The organism is Arthrobacter sp. zg-Y238 (genome assembly GCF_024385525.1).
Classification (GTDB): Bacteria; Actinomycetota; Actinomycetes; order Actinomycetales; family Micrococcaceae; genus Arthrobacter_B; species Arthrobacter_B jinronghuae.
On sequence record NZ_JANFLU010000016.1, the window covers coordinates 23,499 to 45,233 of the forward strand.

At 66.3% G+C, this 21,735-nt stretch carries 21 protein-coding genes; 19 read left to right on the forward strand and 2 right to left on the reverse strand.

Annotated elements, in window-relative coordinates; genetic code table 11:
* The first annotated feature begins 36 nt into the window (after positions 1 to 36).
* The 15 genes from NNX38_RS16235 to NNX38_RS16305 all read left to right on the forward strand — a co-directional run bounded on the left by NNX38_RS16235 (position 37) and on the right by NNX38_RS16305 (position 14,201).
* Positions 37 to 849: a CoA ester lyase gene (locus tag NNX38_RS16235; protein WP_229953183.1), complete on the forward strand. Its 813-nt coding sequence runs from the start codon at positions 37 to 39 to the stop codon at positions 847 to 849.
* A 64-nt stretch (positions 850 to 913) separates the two neighbouring features.
* The gene (locus tag NNX38_RS16240) at positions 914 to 1,591 is read left to right on the forward strand and encodes an NAD(P)-binding oxidoreductase (protein WP_255798972.1); all 678 of its coding nucleotides are present in this window, start codon (positions 914 to 916) and stop codon (positions 1,589 to 1,591) included.
* Between the two features lie 92 nt (positions 1,592 to 1,683).
* Positions 1,684 to 2,928, forward strand: a complete 1,245-nt coding sequence (gene dxr, locus NNX38_RS16245; protein ID WP_255798973.1) for a 1-deoxy-D-xylulose-5-phosphate reductoisomerase — start codon at positions 1,684 to 1,686, stop codon at positions 2,926 to 2,928.
* 31 nt (positions 2,929 to 2,959) lie between these two features.
* Entirely contained in the window at positions 2,960 to 4,303 is a 1,344-nt protein-coding gene (locus NNX38_RS16250; RefSeq protein ID WP_255798974.1) for an RIP metalloprotease, read from the forward strand.
* 453 nt (positions 4,304 to 4,756) lie between these two features.
* Positions 4,757 to 5,221 carry a hypothetical protein gene (locus NNX38_RS16255; protein WP_255798975.1) on the forward strand — a complete coding sequence of 155 codons (465 nt, stop codon included), beginning with the start codon at positions 4,757 to 4,759 and terminating at the stop codon, positions 5,219 to 5,221.
* 197 nt (positions 5,222 to 5,418) lie between these two features.
* Positions 5,419 to 5,799 (forward strand): VOC family protein, encoded by a 381-nt coding sequence (locus NNX38_RS16260; RefSeq protein ID WP_255798976.1) that lies wholly within the window; start codon positions 5,419 to 5,421, stop codon positions 5,797 to 5,799.
* A gap of 231 nt (positions 5,800 to 6,030) precedes the next feature.
* Positions 6,031 to 6,657, forward strand: coding sequence for a helix-turn-helix domain-containing protein (locus tag NNX38_RS16265; RefSeq protein ID WP_255798977.1), 627 nt, complete (start codon positions 6,031 to 6,033; stop codon positions 6,655 to 6,657).
* A complete protein-coding gene (locus NNX38_RS16270) occupies positions 6,658 to 7,014 on the forward strand; it encodes a hypothetical protein (RefSeq protein WP_255798978.1) in 357 nt (118 codons plus the stop codon). It abuts the gene before it with no gap.
* 58 nt (positions 7,015 to 7,072) lie between these two features.
* On the forward strand, positions 7,073 to 7,363 hold the full coding sequence (locus NNX38_RS16275; protein ID WP_255798979.1) for a YciI family protein: 291 nt from the start codon (positions 7,073 to 7,075) through the stop codon (positions 7,361 to 7,363).
* Between the two features lie 140 nt (positions 7,364 to 7,503).
* A complete protein-coding gene (ispG, locus tag NNX38_RS16280; RefSeq protein ID WP_230026182.1) occupies positions 7,504 to 8,670 on the forward strand; it encodes a flavodoxin-dependent (E)-4-hydroxy-3-methylbut-2-enyl-diphosphate synthase in 1,167 nt (388 codons plus the stop codon).
* Positions 8,645 to 9,529, forward strand: a complete 885-nt coding sequence (locus tag NNX38_RS16285) for a GNAT family N-acetyltransferase (protein WP_370646494.1) — start codon at positions 8,645 to 8,647, stop codon at positions 9,527 to 9,529. The genes ispG and NNX38_RS16285 overlap by 26 nt, the downstream gene beginning before the upstream one ends.
* A 182-nt stretch (positions 9,530 to 9,711) precedes the next feature.
* The gene (locus NNX38_RS16290; protein ID WP_255798980.1) at positions 9,712 to 10,566 is read left to right on the forward strand and encodes a hypothetical protein; all 855 of its coding nucleotides are present in this window, start codon (positions 9,712 to 9,714) and stop codon (positions 10,564 to 10,566) included.
* A gap of 140 nt (positions 10,567 to 10,706) precedes the next feature.
* Positions 10,707 to 11,438 (forward strand): hypothetical protein, encoded by a 732-nt coding sequence (locus NNX38_RS16295; protein ID WP_255798981.1) that lies wholly within the window; start codon positions 10,707 to 10,709, stop codon positions 11,436 to 11,438.
* 160 nt (positions 11,439 to 11,598) lie between these two features.
* On the forward strand, positions 11,599 to 13,398 hold the full coding sequence (locus NNX38_RS16300) for a proline--tRNA ligase (RefSeq protein ID WP_255799060.1): 1,800 nt from the start codon (positions 11,599 to 11,601) through the stop codon (positions 13,396 to 13,398).
* Positions 13,399 to 13,403: 5 nt separating this feature from the next.
* Entirely contained in the window at positions 13,404 to 14,201 is a 798-nt protein-coding gene (locus tag NNX38_RS16305) for a TSUP family transporter (protein ID WP_255798982.1), read from the forward strand.
* Here NNX38_RS16305 and NNX38_RS16310 read toward each other — a convergent pair.
* Both NNX38_RS16310 and NNX38_RS16980 read right to left on the reverse strand, forming a co-directional pair.
* Entirely contained in the window at positions 14,198 to 15,184 is a 987-nt protein-coding gene (locus tag NNX38_RS16310) for an aminoglycoside phosphotransferase family protein (RefSeq protein ID WP_255798983.1), read from the reverse strand. The genes NNX38_RS16305 and NNX38_RS16310 overlap by 4 nt on opposite strands.
* An 81-nt stretch (positions 15,185 to 15,265) precedes the next feature.
* A complete protein-coding gene (locus tag NNX38_RS16980) occupies positions 15,266 to 16,486 on the reverse strand; it encodes a DUF4439 domain-containing protein (protein WP_255798984.1) in 1,221 nt (406 codons plus the stop codon).
* Positions 16,487 to 16,572: 86 nt separating this feature from the next.
* Here NNX38_RS16980 and rimP point away from each other — a divergent pair, with 86 nt between their 5' ends.
* The 4 genes from rimP (at position 16,573) to infB (ending at position 21,669) form a co-directional block, all read left to right on the forward strand.
* Positions 16,573 to 17,199: a ribosome maturation factor RimP gene (gene rimP / locus NNX38_RS16320; RefSeq protein ID WP_370646495.1), complete on the forward strand. Its 627-nt coding sequence runs from the start codon at positions 16,573 to 16,575 to the stop codon at positions 17,197 to 17,199.
* The gene (nusA, locus tag NNX38_RS16325; RefSeq protein ID WP_255798985.1) at positions 17,200 to 18,171 is read left to right on the forward strand and encodes a transcription termination factor NusA; all 972 of its coding nucleotides are present in this window, start codon (positions 17,200 to 17,202) and stop codon (positions 18,169 to 18,171) included. It abuts the gene before it with no gap.
* Positions 18,172 to 18,219: 48 nt separating this feature from the next.
* Positions 18,220 to 18,615, forward strand: a complete 396-nt coding sequence (locus NNX38_RS16330; RefSeq protein ID WP_255799061.1) for a YlxR family protein — start codon at positions 18,220 to 18,222, stop codon at positions 18,613 to 18,615.
* Between the two features lie 132 nt (positions 18,616 to 18,747).
* On the forward strand, positions 18,748 to 21,669 hold the full coding sequence (infB, locus tag NNX38_RS16335; protein WP_255798986.1) for a translation initiation factor IF-2: 2,922 nt from the start codon (positions 18,748 to 18,750) through the stop codon (positions 21,667 to 21,669).
* Positions 21,670 to 21,735 lie beyond the last annotated feature (66 nt).

The following is a 21,735-nucleotide window of genomic DNA, read 5'->3' on the forward strand; positions in this document are numbered from 1 at the left end:
CGGCAAGCACAACCGGAAAGACCTAGGAGTACAGCGATGACCACCTTCCCCATGGGACCAGCACTGCTTTTCTGCCCGGGGGACCGGCCCGAACGCTTCGGTAAAGCTGCCGAGCGGGCGGACGCCGTCATCCTGGACCTCGAGGACGCCGTCGCTCCCCGGGATAAGGAAGCGGCCCGGAAGAACCTCATTGCCGCGGAACTGGACCCCGAACGCACCATTGTCCGGGTCAACCCCCTCGGGACCGAGGACTTCGACAAAGACCTTGCCGCGTTGAAGCAGACCCCGTACCGCACCGTGATGCTGGCCAAGACGGAGGACGGACCCGCTGTCGCCCGGGCGCTCGCCGGCTTCACCGTCGTCGCACTGCTGGAAACCGCCCTCGGCGTGGTCCGGGCCGCGGACATTGCCGCTGCCGAAAATGTGGCCGCCCTGATGTGGGGCGCCGAGGACCTGCTGGCGTCGCTCGGCGGGGAATCCAGCCGCCACCAGGACGGCACCTACCGCAGCGTCGCCGTGCAGGCCCGCTCCACGGTGCTGCTCGCCGCCGGAGCCTTCGGCAAGGGGGCCATCGACTCGATCTACGGCAACATCCCGGATACCGAGGGGCTGGAGGTCGAAGCGCGCGACGCCGTCGCTTCGGGTTTCGCCGCCAAGGCCTGCATCCATCCCGGCCAGGTGGCCGCCGTGCGCGCCGCCTACGCCCCGGACCCAGCGGACGTCACCTACGCCGAGCAGGTCCTGGCCGAGGCCGGGAACCACGGGGGAGTGTTTAACTTCCGCGGACAGATGATCGACGGTCCGCTGCTGAAGCAGGCCGAGCAGACGCTGCGCCGGGCGCAGGGCTGAATCCCGGACAGCGATTGTTGCCGCCGGGGAATCATCTGCCGGTGACGGCCGCTACTCTTTCATCATGCGCATAGTCATAGCGGGAGCCCACGGAAGAATCGCACGCGAACTGGGACGCCTCATGGCGGCGGACGGACACGATGTTGCCGGCCTGATCCGGAACCCGGACCAGGCGGCGGACCTGGAGGCGGACGGCGTCGCGCCGGTGGTACTGGACCTGGAGAACAGCACCCTGGAGGACGTTGTGCAGGTCCTCACCGGTGCGGAGGCGGCCGTCTTTGCCGCCGGCGCCGGACCCGGAAGCGGAGCGGCCCGCAAGGACACCGTGGACCGCGCCGCCGCCGTACTGCTTGCCGACGCCGCCGAACAGGCAGGAGCCGGCCGGTTCCTCCAGGTCTCCTCCGGCGGCCTGGACGCGGTGCGGGGCGGGGCCCGCCCGGAGTCGATGGACGAGGTGATGTACGCCTACCTGGTGGCCAAGCTCGCCGCCGAAGAAGACCTGATGGCGCGCAGCCAGCTGGACTGGACGATCGTCCGGCCGGGCATCCTGACCAATGACGCACCCATCGGCCTGGTGGAACTCGCGCCCGAGGTGAACCGGGAGTCCATCCCGCGCGCCGACGTCGCCGCGGTACTCGCCGAGCTGCTCAAGACCGGCAACGGTGTCCACCAGGCGCTGGGCCTGGTCTCCGGGACCACGCCTATTCCCGACGCCGTGCAGGCACTGCAGCCGGGGCGCTAGTCCCGGACGCTGCGCTGCCCTGTCGGGGCGCGACCCGGCTCCGTCGGCGCGCGACGATGCCGAAGATCAGCGGGCTGCGGGATACTGGAGGCATGCAGCCTTCCGACTCGATCTCCTCCGACCACGATTACGTCCGTTCCCGCCGGCCCGGTTCGGACCATCTGCCACGGCGGATAGTCCTGCTCGGTTCCACCGGGTCGATTGGAACGCAGGCCATCGACGTGGCCGACGGTGCACCGGAGCGGTTCCGCATTGTGGCGCTGGCCGCCGGCGGATCCAACCCGGAGCTCCTGGCCCGGCAGGCCGTGCACACCCGGGCCGAAGCAGTCGGATGCGCCGCCGTCGACCTCCCCACCCTGCACCGGCACATCTCTGACGCCGCGGCCGCCGCCGGCATCACCGGATATTCACCTGAACTGTTTGTCGGGAAGTCCGCGGCGACCGCTATCGCGGCCTGGACCGAAGCCGACGTCGTGCTCAACGGCATCACCGGGTCGATCGGACTGGAACCCACGCTGGCGGCCCTGGCTGCCGGTCACCTGCTGGCCCTGGCGAACAAGGAATCCCTGATCGTGGGCGGGGAACTGGTAAAGCGTGCCGCTGCTCCCGGGCAGCTGGTTCCGGTGGACTCCGAGCATTCGGCACTCGCACAGGCCCTGCGCTCGGGCACCCACACCGAAGTGGACCGGCTGGTGGTCACGGCCTCGGGCGGTCCGTTCCGCGGGCGCAAACGCTCCGAACTGGCGGACGTCACTCCGGAACAGGCCCTGGCGCACCCGACCTGGAACATGGGCCGGGTGATCACCACCAACTCGGCCAGCATGGTCAACAAGGCCCTGGAAGTCATCGAGGCGCACCTGCTCTTCGATATCCCGCTGGACCGGATCGACGTCGTCGTCCATCCGCAGTCCATGGTGCATTCCATGGTGCAGTTCGTGGACGGATCCACCATCGCCCAGGTATCGCCGCCGGATATGCGGCTGCCGATCGCCCTGGGCATGGGGTGGCCGCACCGGGTGCCCGGCGCTGCCCGGCCCTGCGACTGGACCCGGGCCACGGAATGGACCTTCGAACCCCTGGATGAGGAAGCCTTCCCCGCCGTCGCGCTGGCCAAGCAGGCCGCCGCTGCCGGGGGCACGCGCATGGCCGTCTACAACGCTGCCAACGAGGAAGCCGTGGACGCTTTCCACGACGGATTGATCGGGTTCACAGACATCGTTGATACGATCGCGGCCGTACTTGAGGAAGCCCCGGATTCGGGGCCGCTCACCCTCCAGTCGCTGCTGGCGGCGGAGGAATGGGCACGTGCCGCTGCGCGGAAGCGTTGTGGAAGATGACAAGACCCGCAGCTGAACTGAAGGAAGCCCGTTGACCATTCTGCTTTTCATCCTTGGCGTGCTGTTCGTGGCGGTCGGGATTGCTGTCTCCATCGCCCTGCACGAGGTAGGCCACCTCCTGCCGGCCAAGGCCTTCAAGGTGCGGGTCACCCAGTACATGATCGGGTTCGGCCCTACCGTCTTCTCCCGGACCCGGGGCGAAACCGAATACGGTGTCAAGGCCCTGCCCCTGGGCGGTTACGTTTCCATGGTCGGAATGTTCCCGCCCAACAAGGAGCACGACGGCGAGGTGCGGCGTTCCAGCACCGGCATGTTCCAGCAGCTCGCCACCGAAGCGCGGCAGGCCGAGACCGACCGCCTGGTCGAGGGCGACGAGAACCGGGTCTTCTACAAGCTTCCCGTGTACAAGCGGATCATCATCATGCTCGGCGGGCCGTTCATGAACCTGCTGATCGGCGTCGTGCTTTTTGCCGTCCTGCTGATGGGCTTCGGCACCGCCCAGACCACCACCACGCTGGCGGAGGTCAACAAGTGCGTGATCACCGCCGAGCAGCAGGCCGCCACGGGCCAGACCGACTGCACGGAATCCGATCCGGCCGCACCCGCGTACGAGGCCGGCCTGCTTCCCGGAGATACCATCACGAAGTTCGACGGCCGGGACGTGACGTCCTGGGCAGAGCTGACGGGCTGGATCCGCGAGGCTGCCGGCAAGACGGTTCCGTTGACCTACGAGCGGGACGGCGTCGAGGCCTCTACCAGCATCACGCCGCTGCTCACCGAACGCCCGGTGGTGGGCGATGACGGCGCGGCTAAGACCGACGACGACGGCAACTACCTCACGGAGGAAGTGGGCTTCATTGGGGTCGGCGCGGAGCAGGAACTGGTGAACCAGCCGGCCAGCGCTGTGCTGCCTGCGGTGGGCGACAACCTGGTCAACATCGCCGGCGTGGTGGTCAACCTTCCCCAGCGACTGGTCGACGTTGCCCAGGCGGCGTTCTCCTCCGAACCCCGGGACCCGAACGGACCCATGAGCGTGGTGGGCGTCGGCCGCATTGCCGGGGAGATTTCCTCGCAGGAAGTCATTCCGCTGTCGGACCGGGTGGCGACACTGATTGGACTGGTTGCCAGCGTCAACCTGGCGCTGTTTGTCTTCAACCTCATTCCGCTGCTGCCCCTGGACGGCGGCCATGTTGCCGGCGCACTGTGGGAGGGACTGCGGCGCCGCGTGGCGAAGCTGTTCCGCCGCCCGGATCCCGGGCCCTTCGACATGGCGAAACTGCTTCCGCTGACGTATGCCGTGGCGGTGCTGCTGATGGGTATGGGCGCCCTGCTGATCTACGCGGACATCGTGAAGCCGGTCAGCCTGTTCAACTAGGTGTTCCGGGGTGCCGGTGCTCCGGTGGTGTGGTTCCGTTCCGGTGCCCGGAACGGCGGTGGGTCCTGCTCCGGGGCCCGCTACCGGTCCCGCTCCGGCGCCCGGAACGGCGGCAACGAAATCCCTTGCTCGCAGAGCTCGCCGGGATATTAAAGCCGCCTTATCCGGGCCCCTGCACGGGTACTGTCCCCGCATGCCCGCCTCATCCGGGCGCCTGCACGGTCATGTCACTCCGGCTACCCCGCCGCCTGCGCGGTTGTGCCCCGTTCCGGCCAGATCGGGATCCTGCGCGGCATTCCCCCCGCTTTGTCCAGATCCCTGCAGTTTGTCCGGATCCCTGCGCTGCGCGGCGCAGGGATTGCGACAAACTGCAGGGTTTCCCCGAACTGCAGGGAATCGGGCTCGGGTATCGGATCCATGTGCTTCACGAGCCGGCATGGCAGGATGGCAGGCATGAGTTCCGGGGGAGAAGCAGAAACAACTACCTTCCGTACGGGTTTGCCCGCACGGTACCGCCTGACCTTGGGTCTGTTGGGCCTAGTGGCTGCCGGCGGAACAGTGATTGCCACCCTCGAAGCCGGACCGATGCCGCTCGTGCTGGGCCTGCTGATAGCTGTGGTGTTCGTCGCCGTCCTGATGATGACAGCTCGGATCCGGGTAGGCCCGGAAAGCGTACAGATCCGGGTGGTGGTGTTTGCCACCGAAATTCCGTATCCGGACATCACGCGGGCGACAGCAGGACCGGTCACCGGACTGGCGGAGGGTATGGGTCTCCGTATCCTGCCGGGGGCCACAGGTTACCTGGTTGGCGGACCGTCAGTTCGGATCGAATGCGGGCAGAGCGCCGTGCTGGTGTCCTGCCGCGAACCGGAACGACTCCTGTCCTGCTTGGCCCGCCAGGACGTGCCTACGGCGTAGGCCTTCGCGCTTTCGGCCCGGTCCGACTGTCACAGAGGATCCCACCGTTTGGGACTGCTGAGCGCCCCTGGGGTCACATCCGTCACCGCAGCACCAACGGGTAGAGCACCGCGCGCCCTCCACTCGGTCCAGCACGCGGAGCCCGGGCTGAAGTAGACCCGGCACCAAGACCGCTGGCCGTCCGCTAGCATTCCCCCATGGTGAGCATCGTCTGGTGGGAAGTCGAGACCGAAGCCCCCGAGAAGTTCATGTCGTTCCATGGCGATCTCCAAGGTTGGACGTTCGCCTCAGCGTTCGAGGATTCAGAGCTCGACGCGAGCTACTGGATCATCAGAAGTGGCGAGTCGGGAATTGGCGGTCTTCAGCGCGCAACCGAAGGAACAGCGCCTACGGCCGGAACCCGGGTCTATTTCGAAACTGATGACCTGGAAGGCTTCCTCTCACGAGTCCGTGAGCTCGGCGGCCAAGTCGAACGAAGCAGAACTGACCTCGGCGGCGATGACCGCTGGTTCGCAACGTTCCAAGATTCATGTGGGGTGTCCTTCGGCATATGGACTGATAGAGCCCGCAACGAGTGACAGCGCCTATCGACAGATGGTGCTTCGGGGGAGGGGAAACCGCAGAGCATCCCACCGTCTGGGACGGGGCAGCACTGCTGGGGCCACACCGCAACACCAGCACCACGGGGTGGGACGCTGTGTTCGCGAATCTCTTCGCGAGGCCGCAACCAACTCCGGCTAACACAGTTGCAAAAGAAAATGAGCCCAAATGTGGTTGCAATCTGATTTGCACACGCTTACGGTTGCAAGATGTTCGTCCTCACGATAGACCAGCGAAACAGCCAGGGCAGCAGAGACAAGGTGCCCGAACTGCTCGCTGCCCTTGCGGACCTGCCGATGCTGCTGGCCTTCGAGCGGTCGGTCGGCGACGAAATCCAAGGCGTCTGCGACTCGGCGCAGACCGCTACCGACGTCGTTCTCCGGGTCCTGAGGGACAGGGACTGGTACGTGGGAGTCGGCGTCGGCGGGGTCCATGAACCCCTGCCGTCCAGTCCCCGTGAAGCCGGGGGACCGGCTTTCGTCGCGGCCCGGAAGGCGGTGGACCGGGCCAAGAAAAGCGGCGACCGGCCGCCCATTGCGGTGGAGGGATCGCCGGGCGCACCCGAGGCAGAGGCGGTCCTGGTCCTGCTCGGCCGCCTGATCGCCGAACGTACGGACGCCGAATGGCGGATCCTGCAACACGTGGACCCCGCAAAATGGGGTTCGCAGACTGCTGCTGCCCGTAAGCTCGGCATCAGTTCCCAAGCGGTGAGCAAGGCAGCCCGGCGGGGCGGCTGGCAGGAGGAATGGGCTGCACGGCCTGCAGCAGCGGTATTGCTGGAGCGTGCCGATGACCTCGCAGGCGGAACGGGAAACAGCTCAACGAAGGACGGGTAAATGACGATTGTGTGGGTAGTAACCGGCCTCCTGGCCGCCGCGCTGCTCGGCTGGCCCGTGACCGCCGGCGTGCTGCGCCTGGCCAGCGCGGTCCAGCCCCCACCACCGCCCCCGCCACCGAATGCCGTCCTCCGCGGCGGGCTGGCCATCGGCATGCTGGAACGCCTCGCGGTGGCCGCAGCGGTCCTTGCCGACGAGCCGGTGGCGATCGCGTACGTCGTCGCAGTGAAGGGGCTCGGACGGTACGCGGAGCTCAAGGAGACCCCGGCGGCGGCGGAGCGCTTCATCATCGGCACATTGGCCTCCATGCTGTGGGCCGTGGCGGTAGCCGTTCCCGTCCGCCTGCTCCTGCTGTAACCGGTCGCTGCGGTACCGCCTTCCTGCAGCGGTCCGGGCATCACGTAGGCTTGGGGATATGAGTATTTTTGCAGTTGAGTATGTCTACGACGCCGATTCGGCCCAGCTCCGCGACCAGCACCGTCCCGCACACCGGCAGTGGCTTCAGCAGCTGGTGGACGAGGGGCATGTCCTGTCTGCGGGCGCGTTCGTGGACGGCGCCGGAGCGCTGCTTTTGGTTGTTGCAGAGGATGAAGCCGGCCTGCTTGCCCTGCTGAAGCAGGATCCGTTCGCCGTCGTCGGCGCCATTTCCGGCATGAAGACCACTGCCTGGAAACCCGCACTCGGCGCGTTCTCCGACCTCGCGTAGCCCGGACGTTCTAAGCCCACAGTGATATTCGCCCGCCCCCAGCAGTCTCTGTCCGGGGCGGGGTGATAATAGGAAGGGCGCGTTTCATTAGCGCGCGCTTCACAGCCTAATACCTGCCGTTTCGGCACATGGAGGACGTTTTGACCTCGGTCAACCTTGGAATGCCAGCTGCACCGCCGCCCACGCTTGCGCCCCGCCGCAAGACCCGCCAGATCAAAGTGGGCTCCGTTGGAGTTGGCTCGGACTCGCCGATCAGCGTTCAGTCCATGACCACCACCCCCACCACGGACATCAACGCAACCCTGCAGCAGATCGCCGAACTGACGGCGTCCGGTTGCGACATTGTGCGTGTCGCCTGCCCCAGCGCCGACGATGCTGCCGCACTGCCGATCATCGCGAAGAAGTCCCAGATCCCCGTGATCGCCGACATCCACTTCCAGCCGAAGTATGTCTTCGCCGCGATCGACGCCGGCTGCGCAGCGGTGCGCGTGAACCCCGGAAACATCCGGAAGTTTGACGACCAGGTCAAGCAGATTGCCAATGCGGCGAAGGACGCCGGCGTCTCCATCCGCATCGGTGTCAACGCCGGTTCCCTGGACCCGCGGCTGCTGGCCAAGTACGGCAAGGCAACGCCGGAGGCGCTGGTTGAGTCCGCCGTCTGGGAAGCATCCCTCTTCGAGGAACACGACTTCCACGACTTCAAGATCTCCGTAAAGCACAATGACCCGGTAGTCATGGTGCGTGCCTACGAGCTGCTGGCCGAACGCGGCGACTGGCCGCTGCACCTGGGCGTGACCGAAGCCGGTCCGGCCTTCCAGGGCACCATCAAGTCCGCTACCGCTTTCGGGGCGTTGCTGTCCAAGGGCATCGGCGACACCATCCGCGTGTCCCTCTCCGCTCCTCCGGTAGAGGAGATCAAGGTTGGAAACCAGATCCTGCAGTCGCTGAACCTGCGGCCCCGCAAGCTTGAGATTGTTTCCTGCCCGTCCTGCGGCCGCGCCCAGGTGGACGTCTACACGCTCGCCGAGCAGGTCACCGCAGGCCTTGAAGGCATGACCATCCCGCTGCGCGTTGCCGTGATGGGCTGCGTAGTAAACGGACCCGGTGAAGCGCGTGAAGCGGACCTGGGTGTAGCCTCCGGTAACGGCAAGGGCCAGATCTTTGTCAAGGGTGAGGTCATCAAGACCGTACCCGAAGACCAGATTGTGGAGACCCTCATCGAAGAAGCGATGAGGATCGCAGAAGATATGGGAGAACCCGATGGCGAGGATGCTGGGACGGGTGGCCCCATGGTTACCGTCAGCTAAGCACGATATCCGCAGCGCCTCGTCGAGCGCGGCGCTGCGGATCCTGCGCGACGACGACACCGTTGCACTGTGGGATCTGGCCGCCGCTGACCCGGTGGCCAACATCTTTATGCTTTCCCATCTGGAGACGGCCCGGACGGCAGCACCCACCTCGGCAGGCGGACGGATTGTGGGAGTGTTCGACGGCGGCACGCTGATCGGTGCCTGCTGGTCCGGTGTGAACGTGGTGCCCGTTGGTCTGGACGCCGATACCGGCCCCGAGGTCGGACAGTATCTGGCCAGGTCGCGGAACCGGTTTTCGTCCATTTTCGGTCCCTCCGAGGCCGTACTCTCCCTCTGGTCCGAACTTCGGAACGTTTCCCCGCGGCCGTTCGACGTCCGTCCGGAGCAGCCCCTGCTGCAGATTGCCGAGTCCTCCGACGTCGTTGCGGCGCCGGGGCTGCGTCCTGCACGCCTTGACGAGCTTGATGTGCTGCTCCCCGCCTGCACGGCCATGTTCGAGGAGGAAGTAGGCTACTCGCCGGTCGCCAACGGGGACCGGCACTATCGGCAGCGGGTCAAGGGCCTGATTGAACGACGTCAGTCGCTGGTGGACTTCGACGCCGCCGGCCGGGTGGTGTTCAAGGCCGAGCTCGGTACGGTCTCCAGACAGGCCGTACAGGTGCAGGGTGTCTGGATGAATCCGGAATACCGTGGACAGGGGCTGAGCCGGTCCTACATGTCCGCCGTCGTTGACGCCGCGCTGGAAGTTGCCCCGGTTGTCAGCCTGTACGTGAACTCCTATAACGTCCCCGCGCGGGCCACCTATGAGGCCGTCGGCTTCGACCAGGTGGGTACCTTCGCCACCATCCTGTTCTAACCGGGCCCCTGCCCCTGGCCGGCCCGTTCGATGCGGTGTTCCGGATGCCGTAGGCTCTGGGCACGCACTCAGGCACGGGGGAGCAGGTGCAATACGTCTGGCAGCATGTCTGCCACCCGTCCCGTTGCGAAGGCGCGGGCAGGGACCCTGTCCGCCGACGACGATGTTGGGGGATCAAGAAAATGGTTGCTTTCACCGCAAAGACCACGAGAGCCGCAGTCCGGAACACCGGATCCCGCTGGGCAGGAGCCGCAGGTGCCGGTCTGGCACTGGCCTTGGTCCTGACCGGCTGCGGGGGAGGCGATGAGCCTGCCGTCCGGGTCGATGGCTCGGCCGCCACCGCAAGCGAGAAGCCGTCACCGTCGCCTTCGAAACCCGCCAAGCCAGCCAAATCAGCGAAGGCGTCCCCGTCAGCCACCTCCCCTGCGTCCAAAGGGGCCGACGGAAACGGCGCAGGAGCACTCAGCGGCGAGGAGTTGGCCGCCGTCCTGAGCGAGCTGAACACGGACCTGGACATCGGCGGCACCGTGGTGGAAGAAGCACAGCTGAAGCAGTCCACTGCGCAGGGTATGGATGCACTGCAGGACGTCGAGTACACACCCTGCAACCCGACCGAGGGCACCGACCCCATGAAGGCTGTCAGCGAGGCAAGCATGGGTGCCTTGGCTATCGATGGCAACGCCCCGGGCATGCCGGACACGATCTCCGTCCTGAGCTGGGCCAGCGAAGCGCCCGTCGCGGAGGAAATCGAGGTAAGCAGGCGTCAGCTCGAATCCTGCCCGGAGTTCAGCCTGACCGCCAACGGGCAGACGGTTTCCTCGGTTACCGAAGCCGTGGACATGCCCGCGATCGGAGATGCATCACAGGCCTACGTCACCCGTCAGACCGCGAACGGCACCACTCAGACGTCAGTGGTACTGACAGCCTGGTCCGGCACAAACTCGGTCCAGATCACCCTCCACGAGGCCGACCCCCAGGAAAGCGTTCGTTACGTTACTCCGATCCTCGAAGAGGTATTGGACCGTGTCGAGGGCTAGCGCCGATTTAGGGTGAGCCGTGTCACGTGGTTAGGATTCTCAGTGGACTTCCTATCCGGAAGTCATGGCACCAATGTCGGCAGCAAAACAAAGAACTGCTGCCGGATTGCGGCCGGAGAAACATCCAAATTGGGGGAAAAGTGAAGAAAAGCATTAAGGCCGGCGCCCTGCTCGTGGCCGGCGTCTTTGTACTTTCGGGCTGCGGCAGCTCTGAGGGATCGTCGGATTCCGGATCGGCTGAGACCAAGTCGGCATCAGCGAAGCCCACGCCCACCACGCAGGCGGTCGGGGAGAAGCAATACACGGCGGATGAGCTGGAAGAGGCACTCGCTGCGGTCATGAAGGACAAGAATCTGGACGGCCCGCTCGGCAATGATGAGACGGTGCGCCCGGAAATGATGAACGCCGTTGATCCCCTGGAGGGCATCACCATAGCGCCGGCGTCCTGTGACGTGCTGGCCTCGACGAACATCAACAAGGTGCTGGACAACGCCTATATTGCAGTCCTGCTGCTCAACGAGACGGATTCACTGACAGTCGTCAGCCACTCCGACCCCGCTGTCCTGGAAAAGCAGGTCGAGGACAACGACTCGCTGCTGGGCGAATGCGCCCAGTACACCATGGAAGGTCCGGGAGGGCAGGCCACGGTGATCAATAAAGGCATCGAGGCTTCGACAGACGCGGATACCACCCAGGCCTTCCACTCGATCACGTCCAACGGAACCGTCGAGGAAGGCATCACCCAGGTTGCAGGCGCCAGCGGCACCACGAATATCGCAGCCCGGTTCGTAAATTCTGCCGATCCCGAGGCTTCCGTAGCGGAGGCCGAGGAGCTCATCGACGCGGTGTACGCCGAGCTGGAAAAGCAGTAACCCCCGCCTCACCCGATACCGGCGGGGCCGGATCTGCACTGCAGGTCCGGCCCCGCCGTCGTCGTACGCCTGTCCGGCATCGACAGCCGGGCGCGTTAGATTAGTAGGGCATACATTCTTGAGAGATGCAGCCGACTGGCTGCAGAAACGGATTCCCAGCGTGGTCCTTCGACTTTCCACCCTTTTCCTGCGCACCCTGCGCGAAGACCCGGCCGACGCCGACGTCGCCAGCCACCGGCTCCTGGTCCGTGCCGGCTACATCCGCCGTGCCGCGCCGGGCATCTACTCCTGGCTGCCGCTGGGCCTGCGGGTGCTGGGCAAGGTCGAGAACATCATCCGTGAGGAAATGGCCGCCATCGGCGCCCAGGAAGTGCACTTCCCCGCGCTGCTGCCGCGCGAGCCGTACGAGACCTCCAACCGCTGGACGGAATACGGCGAGAACCTGTTCCGGCTGCAGGACCGTAAGGGCGCGGACTACCTGCTGGCACCGACCCACGAGGAGATGTTCACCCTCCTGGTCAAGGACCTCTACAACTCCTACAAGGACCTCCCGGTGTCCCTGTTCCAGATCCAGACCAAGTACCGCGACGAGGCACGGCCGCGCGCCGGCCTGCTCCGCGGCCGCGAGTTCATCATGAAGGACTCCTACTCCTTCGACATGGATGACGAGGGTCTGGACGCCAGCTACCAGGCGCACCGCGAGGCCTACCTGCGGATCTTCGAGCGCCTGGGCTTGGAAATCGTCGTCGTCTCGGCTGTCTCCGGCGCCATGGGCGGGTCCAAGAGCGAGGAGTTCCTGCACCCGATGGCCGTGGGTGAAGACACCTATGTGCGCTCGGCCGGCGGCTACGCTGCCAACGTCGAAGCCGTCACCACCGTGGTTCCCGCGGACATCGACTACACCGGCGCGCCGGAAGCCCGCGTGGTGGACACTCCCGACACCCCCACCATTGAAACCCTCGTGAACGACGTCAACGCCCGCTTCCCGAGGGAAGCAGGCGAATGGACTGCTGCAGACACCCTGAAGAACGTGGTCCTGGCCGTCACCCTGCCCACCGGGGAACGCCGCATCGTAGTTGTCGGCGTTCCGGGCGACCGCGCCGTCGACCTCAAGCGCATTGAAGCCAACATCAGCTCCCACGTGGGAATGGGCGGCGAACTGGCCGTCGACGCCGCCACGGACGAAGACCTCAAAAAGCACCCCGGCCTGGTCAAGGGCTACATCGGTCCGGGCCTCAGCACGGCCGAGCCGGTGCTGGGCACTGAATCCGCCACCGGCCTGCTGTACCTCGTGGATCCCCGCGTGGTCACCGGCACCAGCTGGATCACCGGCGCCAACGAGTCCGGCAAGCACGTCATCGGCCTGGTCGCCGGCCGCGATTTCACCTGGGACGGCACCATTGAGGCCGTTGAGGTGCGCGAAGGCGACGAGGCTCCGGACGGCTCGGGCCCGCTCGAAGCGGCCCGCGGCATCGAAATGGGCCACATCTTCCAGCTCGGCCGCAAGTATGCGGACGCCCTGGGCCTGAAGGTCCTGGACCGCAACGGCAAGCTCGCCACCGTGACCATGGGTTCCTACGGCGTCGGCGTCACCCGCGCGGTGGCCGCCCTCGCCGAATCACACCACGACGACAAGGGGATCATCTGGCCCCGCGCCGTGGCCCCGGCCGACGTCCACGTGGTTGCCACCGGCCGCGGCACCGAGATTTTCGACGCCGCCGCCCAGCTCTCCGAAGAGCTCGAGGCTGCGGGACTGGAAGTCATCTATGACGACCGCCCCAAGGTGTCCCCGGGCGTGAAGTTCGGCGACGCCGAACTGATCGGCGTCCCGACCATCCTGGTGGTTGGCCGCGGCCTGGCGGACGGCGTCGTGGAAATCAAGGACCGTGCCACGGGCAACGCCGAGAACGTGCCTGTTGCCGAAGCGGTGGAGTACGTGCGCCGCGCAGCCGGGCTCTAACCTCAGTGGTCTCCGGTCTCGAGGAGGTCACGCTTGCCACCATTGCGCTTGTGGTGGTGGCAGGCCTGGCCGCCGGCTGGGTGGATGCAGTGGTGGGCGGCGGCGGGCTGATCCAGCTTCCGGCGCTCCTCCTCGTACCGGGGATCAGCCCGGTCCAGGCCTTGGCGACCAACAAGTTGGGCTCCATTTTCGGCACCACCACCAGTGCCGTGACCTATTACCGGCGCGCCCATCCGGATCTTCGGACGGCGTTGCCGATGGCGGGCATCGCCTTGGCCGGGAGCTTCGGCGGGGCCATCCTGGCGGCCTCGCTTCCGTCGTCGGTCTTCAAGCCCATCATCGTGGTGGCCCTTGTTGCGGTGGCTGTGTTCACCGCCACCAAGCCCACCGTGGGCGAGCTGACGAAGCTGCGCCACACCGGCCGCCGGCACTACGGCACCGCGGCCGGCATAGGACTGGTGGTCGGCTTCTACGACGGACTGATCGGCCCGGGGACCGGCTCATTCCTGATCATTGCCATGGTCACCCTGCTCGGGTACAACTTCCTCGCCGCCAGCGCCAAGGCCAAGATCGTGAACATGGCCACCAACCTAGGAGCGCTGGCGTTTTTCCTGCCGAACGGATCGGTGTTGTGGGGGCTGGGACTGGTGCTCGGCTTCGCCAACATGATCGGCGGCTATCTCGGTGCGCGGATGGCGGTAAAGCAGGGCAGCAAGTTCGTCCGGATAGTTTTCCTGGTGGTCGTTGCCGCCCTGATCGTCAAGCTTGGCCACGACGTCTGGGTGGAGAACATCCGCGGCTAGGCCGCGGGCAGCTCCTGCACCGGCGGAATGCCCGGATGCCGCCGGCCGGTCAGTGCCGATGCGACCCACACGGATCGCTGTGCGTCGCCGTGCTGCCCGTCTCGCACGTAGTCGAGCGCGTTGGTCACCTCACGCAGGACGCTCCAGTCCAGGGCCGCGTTCCGGTCCAGGCCGGCAGCGGTACACAGTCCGTCCAGCCGTGCCAGCAGTGCGTCCTCCGGCGCCGAGGCAGCCAGGTCATGCAGGCGGTTCCACAGCATCGGAGCCACGGCGTACTCGGCCTCGCCGAACACCGCCTGCGGGTCGATGGCCGCGTAGTCCTCGGGTTGTCCGGGGCGGGCCAGGATGTTGGCATAGTGCAGGTCAGCGTGGACCAGGACGTCCCGGCCGGACCGCCGTCCCACCGCGCCGCGGGTCTGGCAGACCTCCAGCGCTGCCTCCAGCAGCCAGCGTTCAAACGGACGCCCCAGGGCGTCCCACTCGGCTGGCAGCTCGTCGGAAAGCTGCTCGGCGTGCTCGGCGAGGGAAGGCACGGCCGCCCAGTGGGGTGAATCGGATTCCGGCAGGCTCAGCCGGCGTACCAGGGAACCCCAGATTCGTACGGCAGCGTCCATGTCCACGGACAGCAGCGTGCGGTCGGGGTCCAGGCGTTCCAGGACCAGGCAGGTCCCGGCCGCGTCCCGGTCCAGCAGCCGTACGGCCCCTTTGCCGTCCCACAGGGCCAGGGCAGCAGTCTCGGTGGCTGCCTCCGGATGGGGAAACGGGAACTTCAGCACGGCGGGGCTGCCATCGGCAGAACGCACGGGCAGCACCAGCGCTCCGTGCCCGTGCCAGGGTGCGGCACCGGGTGGATCCGGAGTGAACCGGAAAGCAGCAAGGCTGGTCTCCACCAGTTCGGGCAGGCCCGCCAGCCAGGTACGGCCGTCCCGGCTGCCAAGGTAGCGTCGGCGCAGGGCCTCAGGTACGACGACGGCGGGTGCCATGCAGTTCTCCTAGGCGGTTGCGGCTACGGTTGCGGCGGGGACGGCGGCCGCCGGAACGGGGGACTGTGCTGCGCCGGGCAATCAGTTCCACGGCAGATCCTCCGGGACGGCGTCCAGACCGGGAGCAGCGGGGACCATTTCCGCCGGCAGATACAGTTCCTCTGAGACGGCGGCGAGCCGGCCGATCGCCCAGCCGCGGAGGTCTCCTTCGCTCAACGCCACGAGGTCAGCGTAGACCGCCGGGAACTGCTGTTCCAGTGCGGGCAGGGCGTCGGCCGGATTCCGCAGGAAACCCGCATCCAGGCGGTAGGCGGCCACCGGAGCAACCGCCGGCAGGCACAAATCGGGCAGGTAGGCCACAGCGTCCGTGCCGCGGGACTCATGCGCGGCCATGCGCGTCTGCCACTGCTCACTGCGGGTGGCTGCGGAGGGGTCCTGAGCCAAAGCGACCTCATAGGCGTAGGCGGCCCCGAATTCCGCGTCAACGGCAGCCTTCAGGGCATCGGCTGCACTGGGGGCCGCGGAACCGGCTGCCGCGCTGCCGGAGGGAGTTCCCGCCGCCGTGTCCGCGGTCATTTCTCCGGTGCCGGCATCCGGACAGTTGGACAACCCCTTATCCGTTGCCGGCACGCCGGTCGCTTCACTTTCGGCAGCCGGATCGCCGGGGTGCGGGCTGTCAGTCTCCGGCAGCTCCAGTCCGTAAAGGCCGGCGGTGCGGGCGGCCCAGACCTGCTGCGCGGCCCCGGTCGCAGCCAGCAGGCGTGCCGTGCCGGCGTCCGCCCGCCATGCGGACTGCAGATTGGCCTGTGCCGACGCCGCCAGTGCCTGCACATAGGGTTCGAGGTCCTTGGCATCCGGCACTTCGGGGGCTCCGGCGGACCGTACCCCGTCCTTTCCGGCAGTGCCGGAAACATCCAGCGGTTCCTCGAAGCTGTTCCGGGCCGCAGCCGGTTCCCGCCCGGTGCTGGTCAGCAGGGCAGCCTGATCGCGCAGTCCCTCGGCCTGGGCGAGGAGCTCGGCTGCTCCGGGGTTCTTTCCTGCAGCGGCCAGCACGTCCGCCTCGGCGGAAAGGCTCCGCGCACTGTTCCGTGCCTCGGTCAGGGCAATCTCCGAAAAGGAACGGGTGCGCTCAGGCGCGTCCCCGGTACCGGCCACCAGGCCGAAGCCGAGGACCACGGCTCCCAGTGCGAGGAACAACACAAGACGCCGCGCACCGGCACCCAAACGGCGGAACCGGCGGGCAGGCTCGGGCTCGGGTCCGGGGTTTTCCAAGGGCGCATCCACAACAGTCGATGATGTCACGAACGCGCTCTCATCTGCATCGATGCCTCAAGGGCACAGGAATGTCGGTAGTCTAGGACTACAACAACATCTAGTGGGAGGCAGCTATGGCGGTTCGGCCCAACCCCAAAAAAGACACGTCGTCGGATTACCGCAGGAATGCGATGCGTGCAGAAGTAGCCGCGGAGACGCAGCGGCTCAAGAATTACCTGGCCCCCACGGTAGAGATGCAGGATCTGTTCCTCGAGGACATCGAGATCAAACTGGCCGGTGCCCACCGCACTGTCCACGTCATCGTGGACCTTCCCGAGGACCAGCCCGGAGGCGTCAGCCTTGACAGGATTTCGTCCGCAGCTCAAGTAATTTCCGAAGCCATGGACAACGATCCGGGCGATGACGGACGTCCCTACAACCTCGAGGTTTCATCCCCGGGGGTTTCCCGTCCCCTCACCGAGCCGCGCCACTGGCGCCGCAACGTAGGCCGGATGGTGTCCGTTTCCGTTGAGCGCGGGGACGACGTGATGGGACGGCTCATCTCCGTCGAAGACGACGGCATTACGTTGATACCGGAACTCCCGGTTAAGAAAGGGATGAAGGCCAAACAGGGGGACCCGGTCCGCCTGGCATTCGCCGACATCCGCAAGGGGCGCGTTGAAGTTGAATTCGCCCACCTTGAAGACGACCCGGCAGGCGAGGACGCCCCGGATGATGAAACCACAGCTGAGGAGGCCTAGATGGAAATAGATATGAGTGCGCTGAGGCTGCTGGAACGCGAACGGGAGATCCCCCTGGATCTGCTGGTGCCGACCATTGAGCAGGCTCTGCTGGTTGCCTACCACAAGACCAACGGTGCGCAGGAGCAGGCGCGGGCGGAACTGGACCGGAAGACCGGTCACGTAACGATCTGGGCCGCTGAGCTCGACGACGACGGAACCGCGGTGGGGGAGTTCGACGACACCCCCGCCGGCTTCGGCCGGATCGCCGCCAGCACCGCCCGGCAGATCATCCTGCAGCGGCTGCGCGACGTCGAGGATGACAACATCCTGGGCGAGTTCAAGGGCCGTGAAGGGGAACTGGTCTCCGGCCAGATCCAGCAGGGCAACAACCCGCACATGATCCAGGTGAACCTGGGTTCGGTGGAGGCGCTGCTGCCCCCGCCCGAGCAGGTTCCGGGGGAGAAGTACCTCCACGGTTCCCGCCTGCGCGCTTTCGTTGTGGATGTGCGCCGCGGATTCAAGGGTCCGTCCATCACGCTCTCCCGCTCCCACCCCGGCCTGGTCCGCAAGCTTTTCGAACTGGAAGTTCCGGAAATTGCCGACGGAAGCGTCGAAATCGTGGCTCTGGCCCGGGAGGCCGGGCACCGTTCCAAGATTGCCGTCAAGGCCAATGTTCCCGGCATCAATGCCAAGGGTGCCTGCATCGGCGAGATGGGTTCCCGCGTACGTGCGGTCATGAACGAACTGCATGACGAGAAGATCGACATTGTCGACTTCAGCGAGGATCCGGCGACGTTCATCGCCAACTCCCTCTCGCCGTCGCGCGTCAACTCCGTGACCATTACGGACGAAGACATGCGCTCTGCACGCGTGGTGGTCCCCGACTACCAGCTGTCCCTGGCGATCGGCAAGGAAGGCCAGAATGCCCGCCTCGCGGCCAAGCTGACCGGCTGGCGGATCGATATCGTTTCCGACGCGAAGGCCTCCTAGGCTCCGGTGCCGGAAGCGGATGCAGCGCCGGACAAGAAAGGCGCTAGAATGTATAAGGCCGGGTCACCCTCCGCGTCCCAATCATCGGCAGCCGCTTCCGGCGCTGCCGCGGGAAATCGGGTATCCAGGCACGTCCCCTTGCGGACGTGCATAGGGTGCAGGAAAAAGGATGACCAAGCTGTTCTGCTGCGGTTGGTCCGTGTCAGCATGGAAGGCGGCAACGCCGTCCGTGTCGATGAGGACCACCGAATGCCTGGAAGGGGTGCCTGGTTGCACCCCGACACGGCATGCCTGAGATTGGCAGTGAAACGTTCAGGCTTTCCGCGGGCCTTTAGGGGCTCCGTGGGAATATCGGACGTTGAACGTTGGTTCAAGGCCCTTGAGGACGTTCCGACCGGGAACGGACTCAAAACCGTCCAACCTGAAAGCGGGTCAGAAATCTGATGGAAACCCGATGAGTACCCAGCGATGAGTACTTTGTTGTGCTCTGTGATGGGCCCCGCTGCAACTGCAGTGGAAGCCCGCAGTAAATAGACGGTTCGTACCTGGCTCGGTGCGGACCGAGACAGGAGAAATGTGGCCAAGGTCCGCGTACACGAGCTTGCTAAAGAGCTCGGCATTACCTCGAAGGATGCAGTTGCAAAACTGCAGGAACTGGGCGAATTCGTCCGTTCCGCCTCATCAACTATTGAGGCCCCGGTAGTCAAGAAACTTCGAGGCGCCTTCCCGGCGTCTGAAAACAAGGCTGCTGCTTCCCCGGCAGCCCCCGCCAAGGCTGACGCTTCCCCGTCCAAGCCTTCGGCCCCGTCCCCCAAGCCCGGCTCCGCGAAGCCTGCCCCGGCAGCTCCCGCAGCGGAGCAGCCCGCCGCTCCGCCGGCACCGGCAGCTCCCGCTGAGGCCGCTCCGGCCCCGGCAGCCCCGGCTGCACCCGCTGCACCCGCAGCGGAGGCACCCGCCGCAGCACCGGCTCCGGCCGCGGAACCTGCTGCACCCGAAGCCGGCAAGGACGACGCCGCCAAGGCGCCCGCCTCTTCGGCACCTCGTCCCGGCGCACCGCGTCCGGGCGCTGGCGGACCCCGCCCCGGTAACAACCCGTTTGCACCTTCCCAGGGCATGCCGCGTCCGCGTGGCCGCGGCGACGGCGAACGGGGTGCCGGCGCACCGCGTCCGGGCAACAACCCCTTCGCTACCTCGCAGGGTATGCCGCGTCCGGGTGGACGCCGCGATGAGGCCGAACGCTCCGGTACGCCGGGTGCCGCAGGCCCCCGTCCCGCAGCCGGTGCAGGTGGACCCCGTCCCGGCGCACCGCGTCCGGGTGCACCGCGTCCCGGTGCTCCCCGTCCCGGCGCACCGCGTCCGGGTACTCCCCGTCCGGCAGGAGCAGGCGCCGGCGGCGCACGCCCCACACCGGGAATGATGCCTAACCGCACCGAGCGTCCGGCAGCTCCGGGACGTCCGGGTGCAGCAGGACCGCGCCGCGGACCGGGCGGAGCCCCGGGTACCGGCGGCGGCGGCGCACCTGTCGGCGGCGGCTTCGGTAAGGGCGGCCGCGGACGCGGCGGCACTGCCGGTGCTTTCGGCAAGGGCGGCGCAGGACGCGGCAAGCAGCGCAAGTCGAAGCGGGCGAAGCGGCAGGAACTGGAGCAGATGTCAGCTCCGTCGCTGGGCGGCGTTTCGGTACCCCGCGGCGACGGCAACACTGTTGTCCGGCTGCGCCGCGGCGCGTCCATCACGGACTTCGCTGACAAGATCGAGGCAAACCCGGCAGCACTGGTGACCGTACTGTTCCACCTTGGTGAAATGGCAACGGCCACGCAGTCCCTGGACGAAGAGACGTTCGGCGTCCTGGGCAGCGAGCTGGGCTACAAGATCCAGGTTGTCTCGCCCGAAGACGAAGAGCGCGAGCTGCTGAGCACGTTCGACATCGACTTCGAGGCAGAACTCGAAGCCGAAGGCGACGAAGAGCTTGAGGCACGTCCTCCGGTAGTCACCATCATGGGTCACGTTGACCACGGTAAGACCCGCCTGCTGGACGCCATCCGCAACTCGAACGTTGTGGAAGGCGAACACGGCGGCATCACGCAGCACATCGGTGCCTACCAGATTCAGTTTGACCATGAAGGCGCAACGCGTCCCATCACCTTCATCGATACTCCGGGCCACGAGGCGTTCACCGCCATGCGTGCCCGTGGTGCCAAGGTCACCGACATTGCCGTCCTGGTTGTCGCAGCCGACGACGGCGTTATGCCGCAGACGGTTGAAGCACTCAACCACGCGCAGGCTGCCGATGTGCCGATCGTGGTCGCAGTGAACAAGATCGATAAGGAAGGCGCCAACCCGGAGAAGGTCCGCGGCCAGCTGACCGAATACGGACTGGTTCCCGAAGAATACGGTGGCGACACCATGTTCGTGGAGGTCTCTGCCCGCCAGAACCTCAACATCGACGCCCTGCTCGAGGCCGTTCTGCTTACCGCAGATGCTGCCCTGGACATGCGCGCCAACCCGAACAAGGACGCCCGCGGTATCGCGATCGAAGCCAACCTGGACAAGGGCCGCGGTGCAGTAGCAACTGTCCTGGTCCAGTCCGGAACGCTGAAGGTCGGCGACACCATCGTGGCGGGTACGGCCCACGGCCGTGTCCGTGCCATGTTCGACGAGAACGGCGACAACGTCACCGAAGCCGGACCCTCGCGTCCGGTCCAGGTGCTCGGCCTGTCCAACGTTCCCCGCGCCGGCGACACGTTCTTCGTTACCGACGACGAGCGCACCGCCCGCCAGATCGCTGAAAAGCGTGAGGCTGCGGACCGCAACGCCGCCCTGGCCAAGCGCCGCAAGCGCATCAGCCTCGAGGACTTCGACCAGGCCGTTGCTGACGGCAAGGTCGACACCCTTAACCTCATCCTCAAGGGTGACGTTTCCGGTGCCGTCGAAGCCCTGGAAGACTCGCTGCTCAAGATCGACGTCGGCGAAGGCGTGCAGCTGCGCGTCATCCACCGCGGCGTCGGTGCCATCACGCAGAACGACGTCAACCTGGCGACGGTGGACAACGCCGTCATCATCGGCTTCAACGTCAAGCCGGCCGAGCGCGTTGCCGACCTGGCAGAGCGTGAAGGCGTGGACATGCGCTTCTACTCCGTCATCTACGCAGCAATCGATGACATTGAGCTCGCACTCAAGGGCATGCTCAAGCCCGAGTACGAGGAAGTCCAGCTCGGCACCGCCGAGGTCCGCGAAGTCTTCCGTTCCTCCAAGTTCGGAAACATTGCCGGCTCGATCGTCCGCTCCGGTGTTATCCGGCGCAACGCCAAGGCACGGGTCACCCGCGACGGCAAGATCATCGGTGAGAACCTCACCGTGGACTCGCTCAAGCGGTTCAAGGACGACGCCACCGAGGTCCGGACGGACTTCGAATGTGGTATCGGCCTGGGCTCGTTCAACGACCTGCGCGAAGGCGACATCATCGAGACCTTCGAGATGCGCGAGAAGCCGCGCGTCTAATCCGTGGCCGCAGGCCGCCGGGTCTCCCGGCGGCCTGCGGGTACTTGTTTTCCAGTCTTAGTAAGG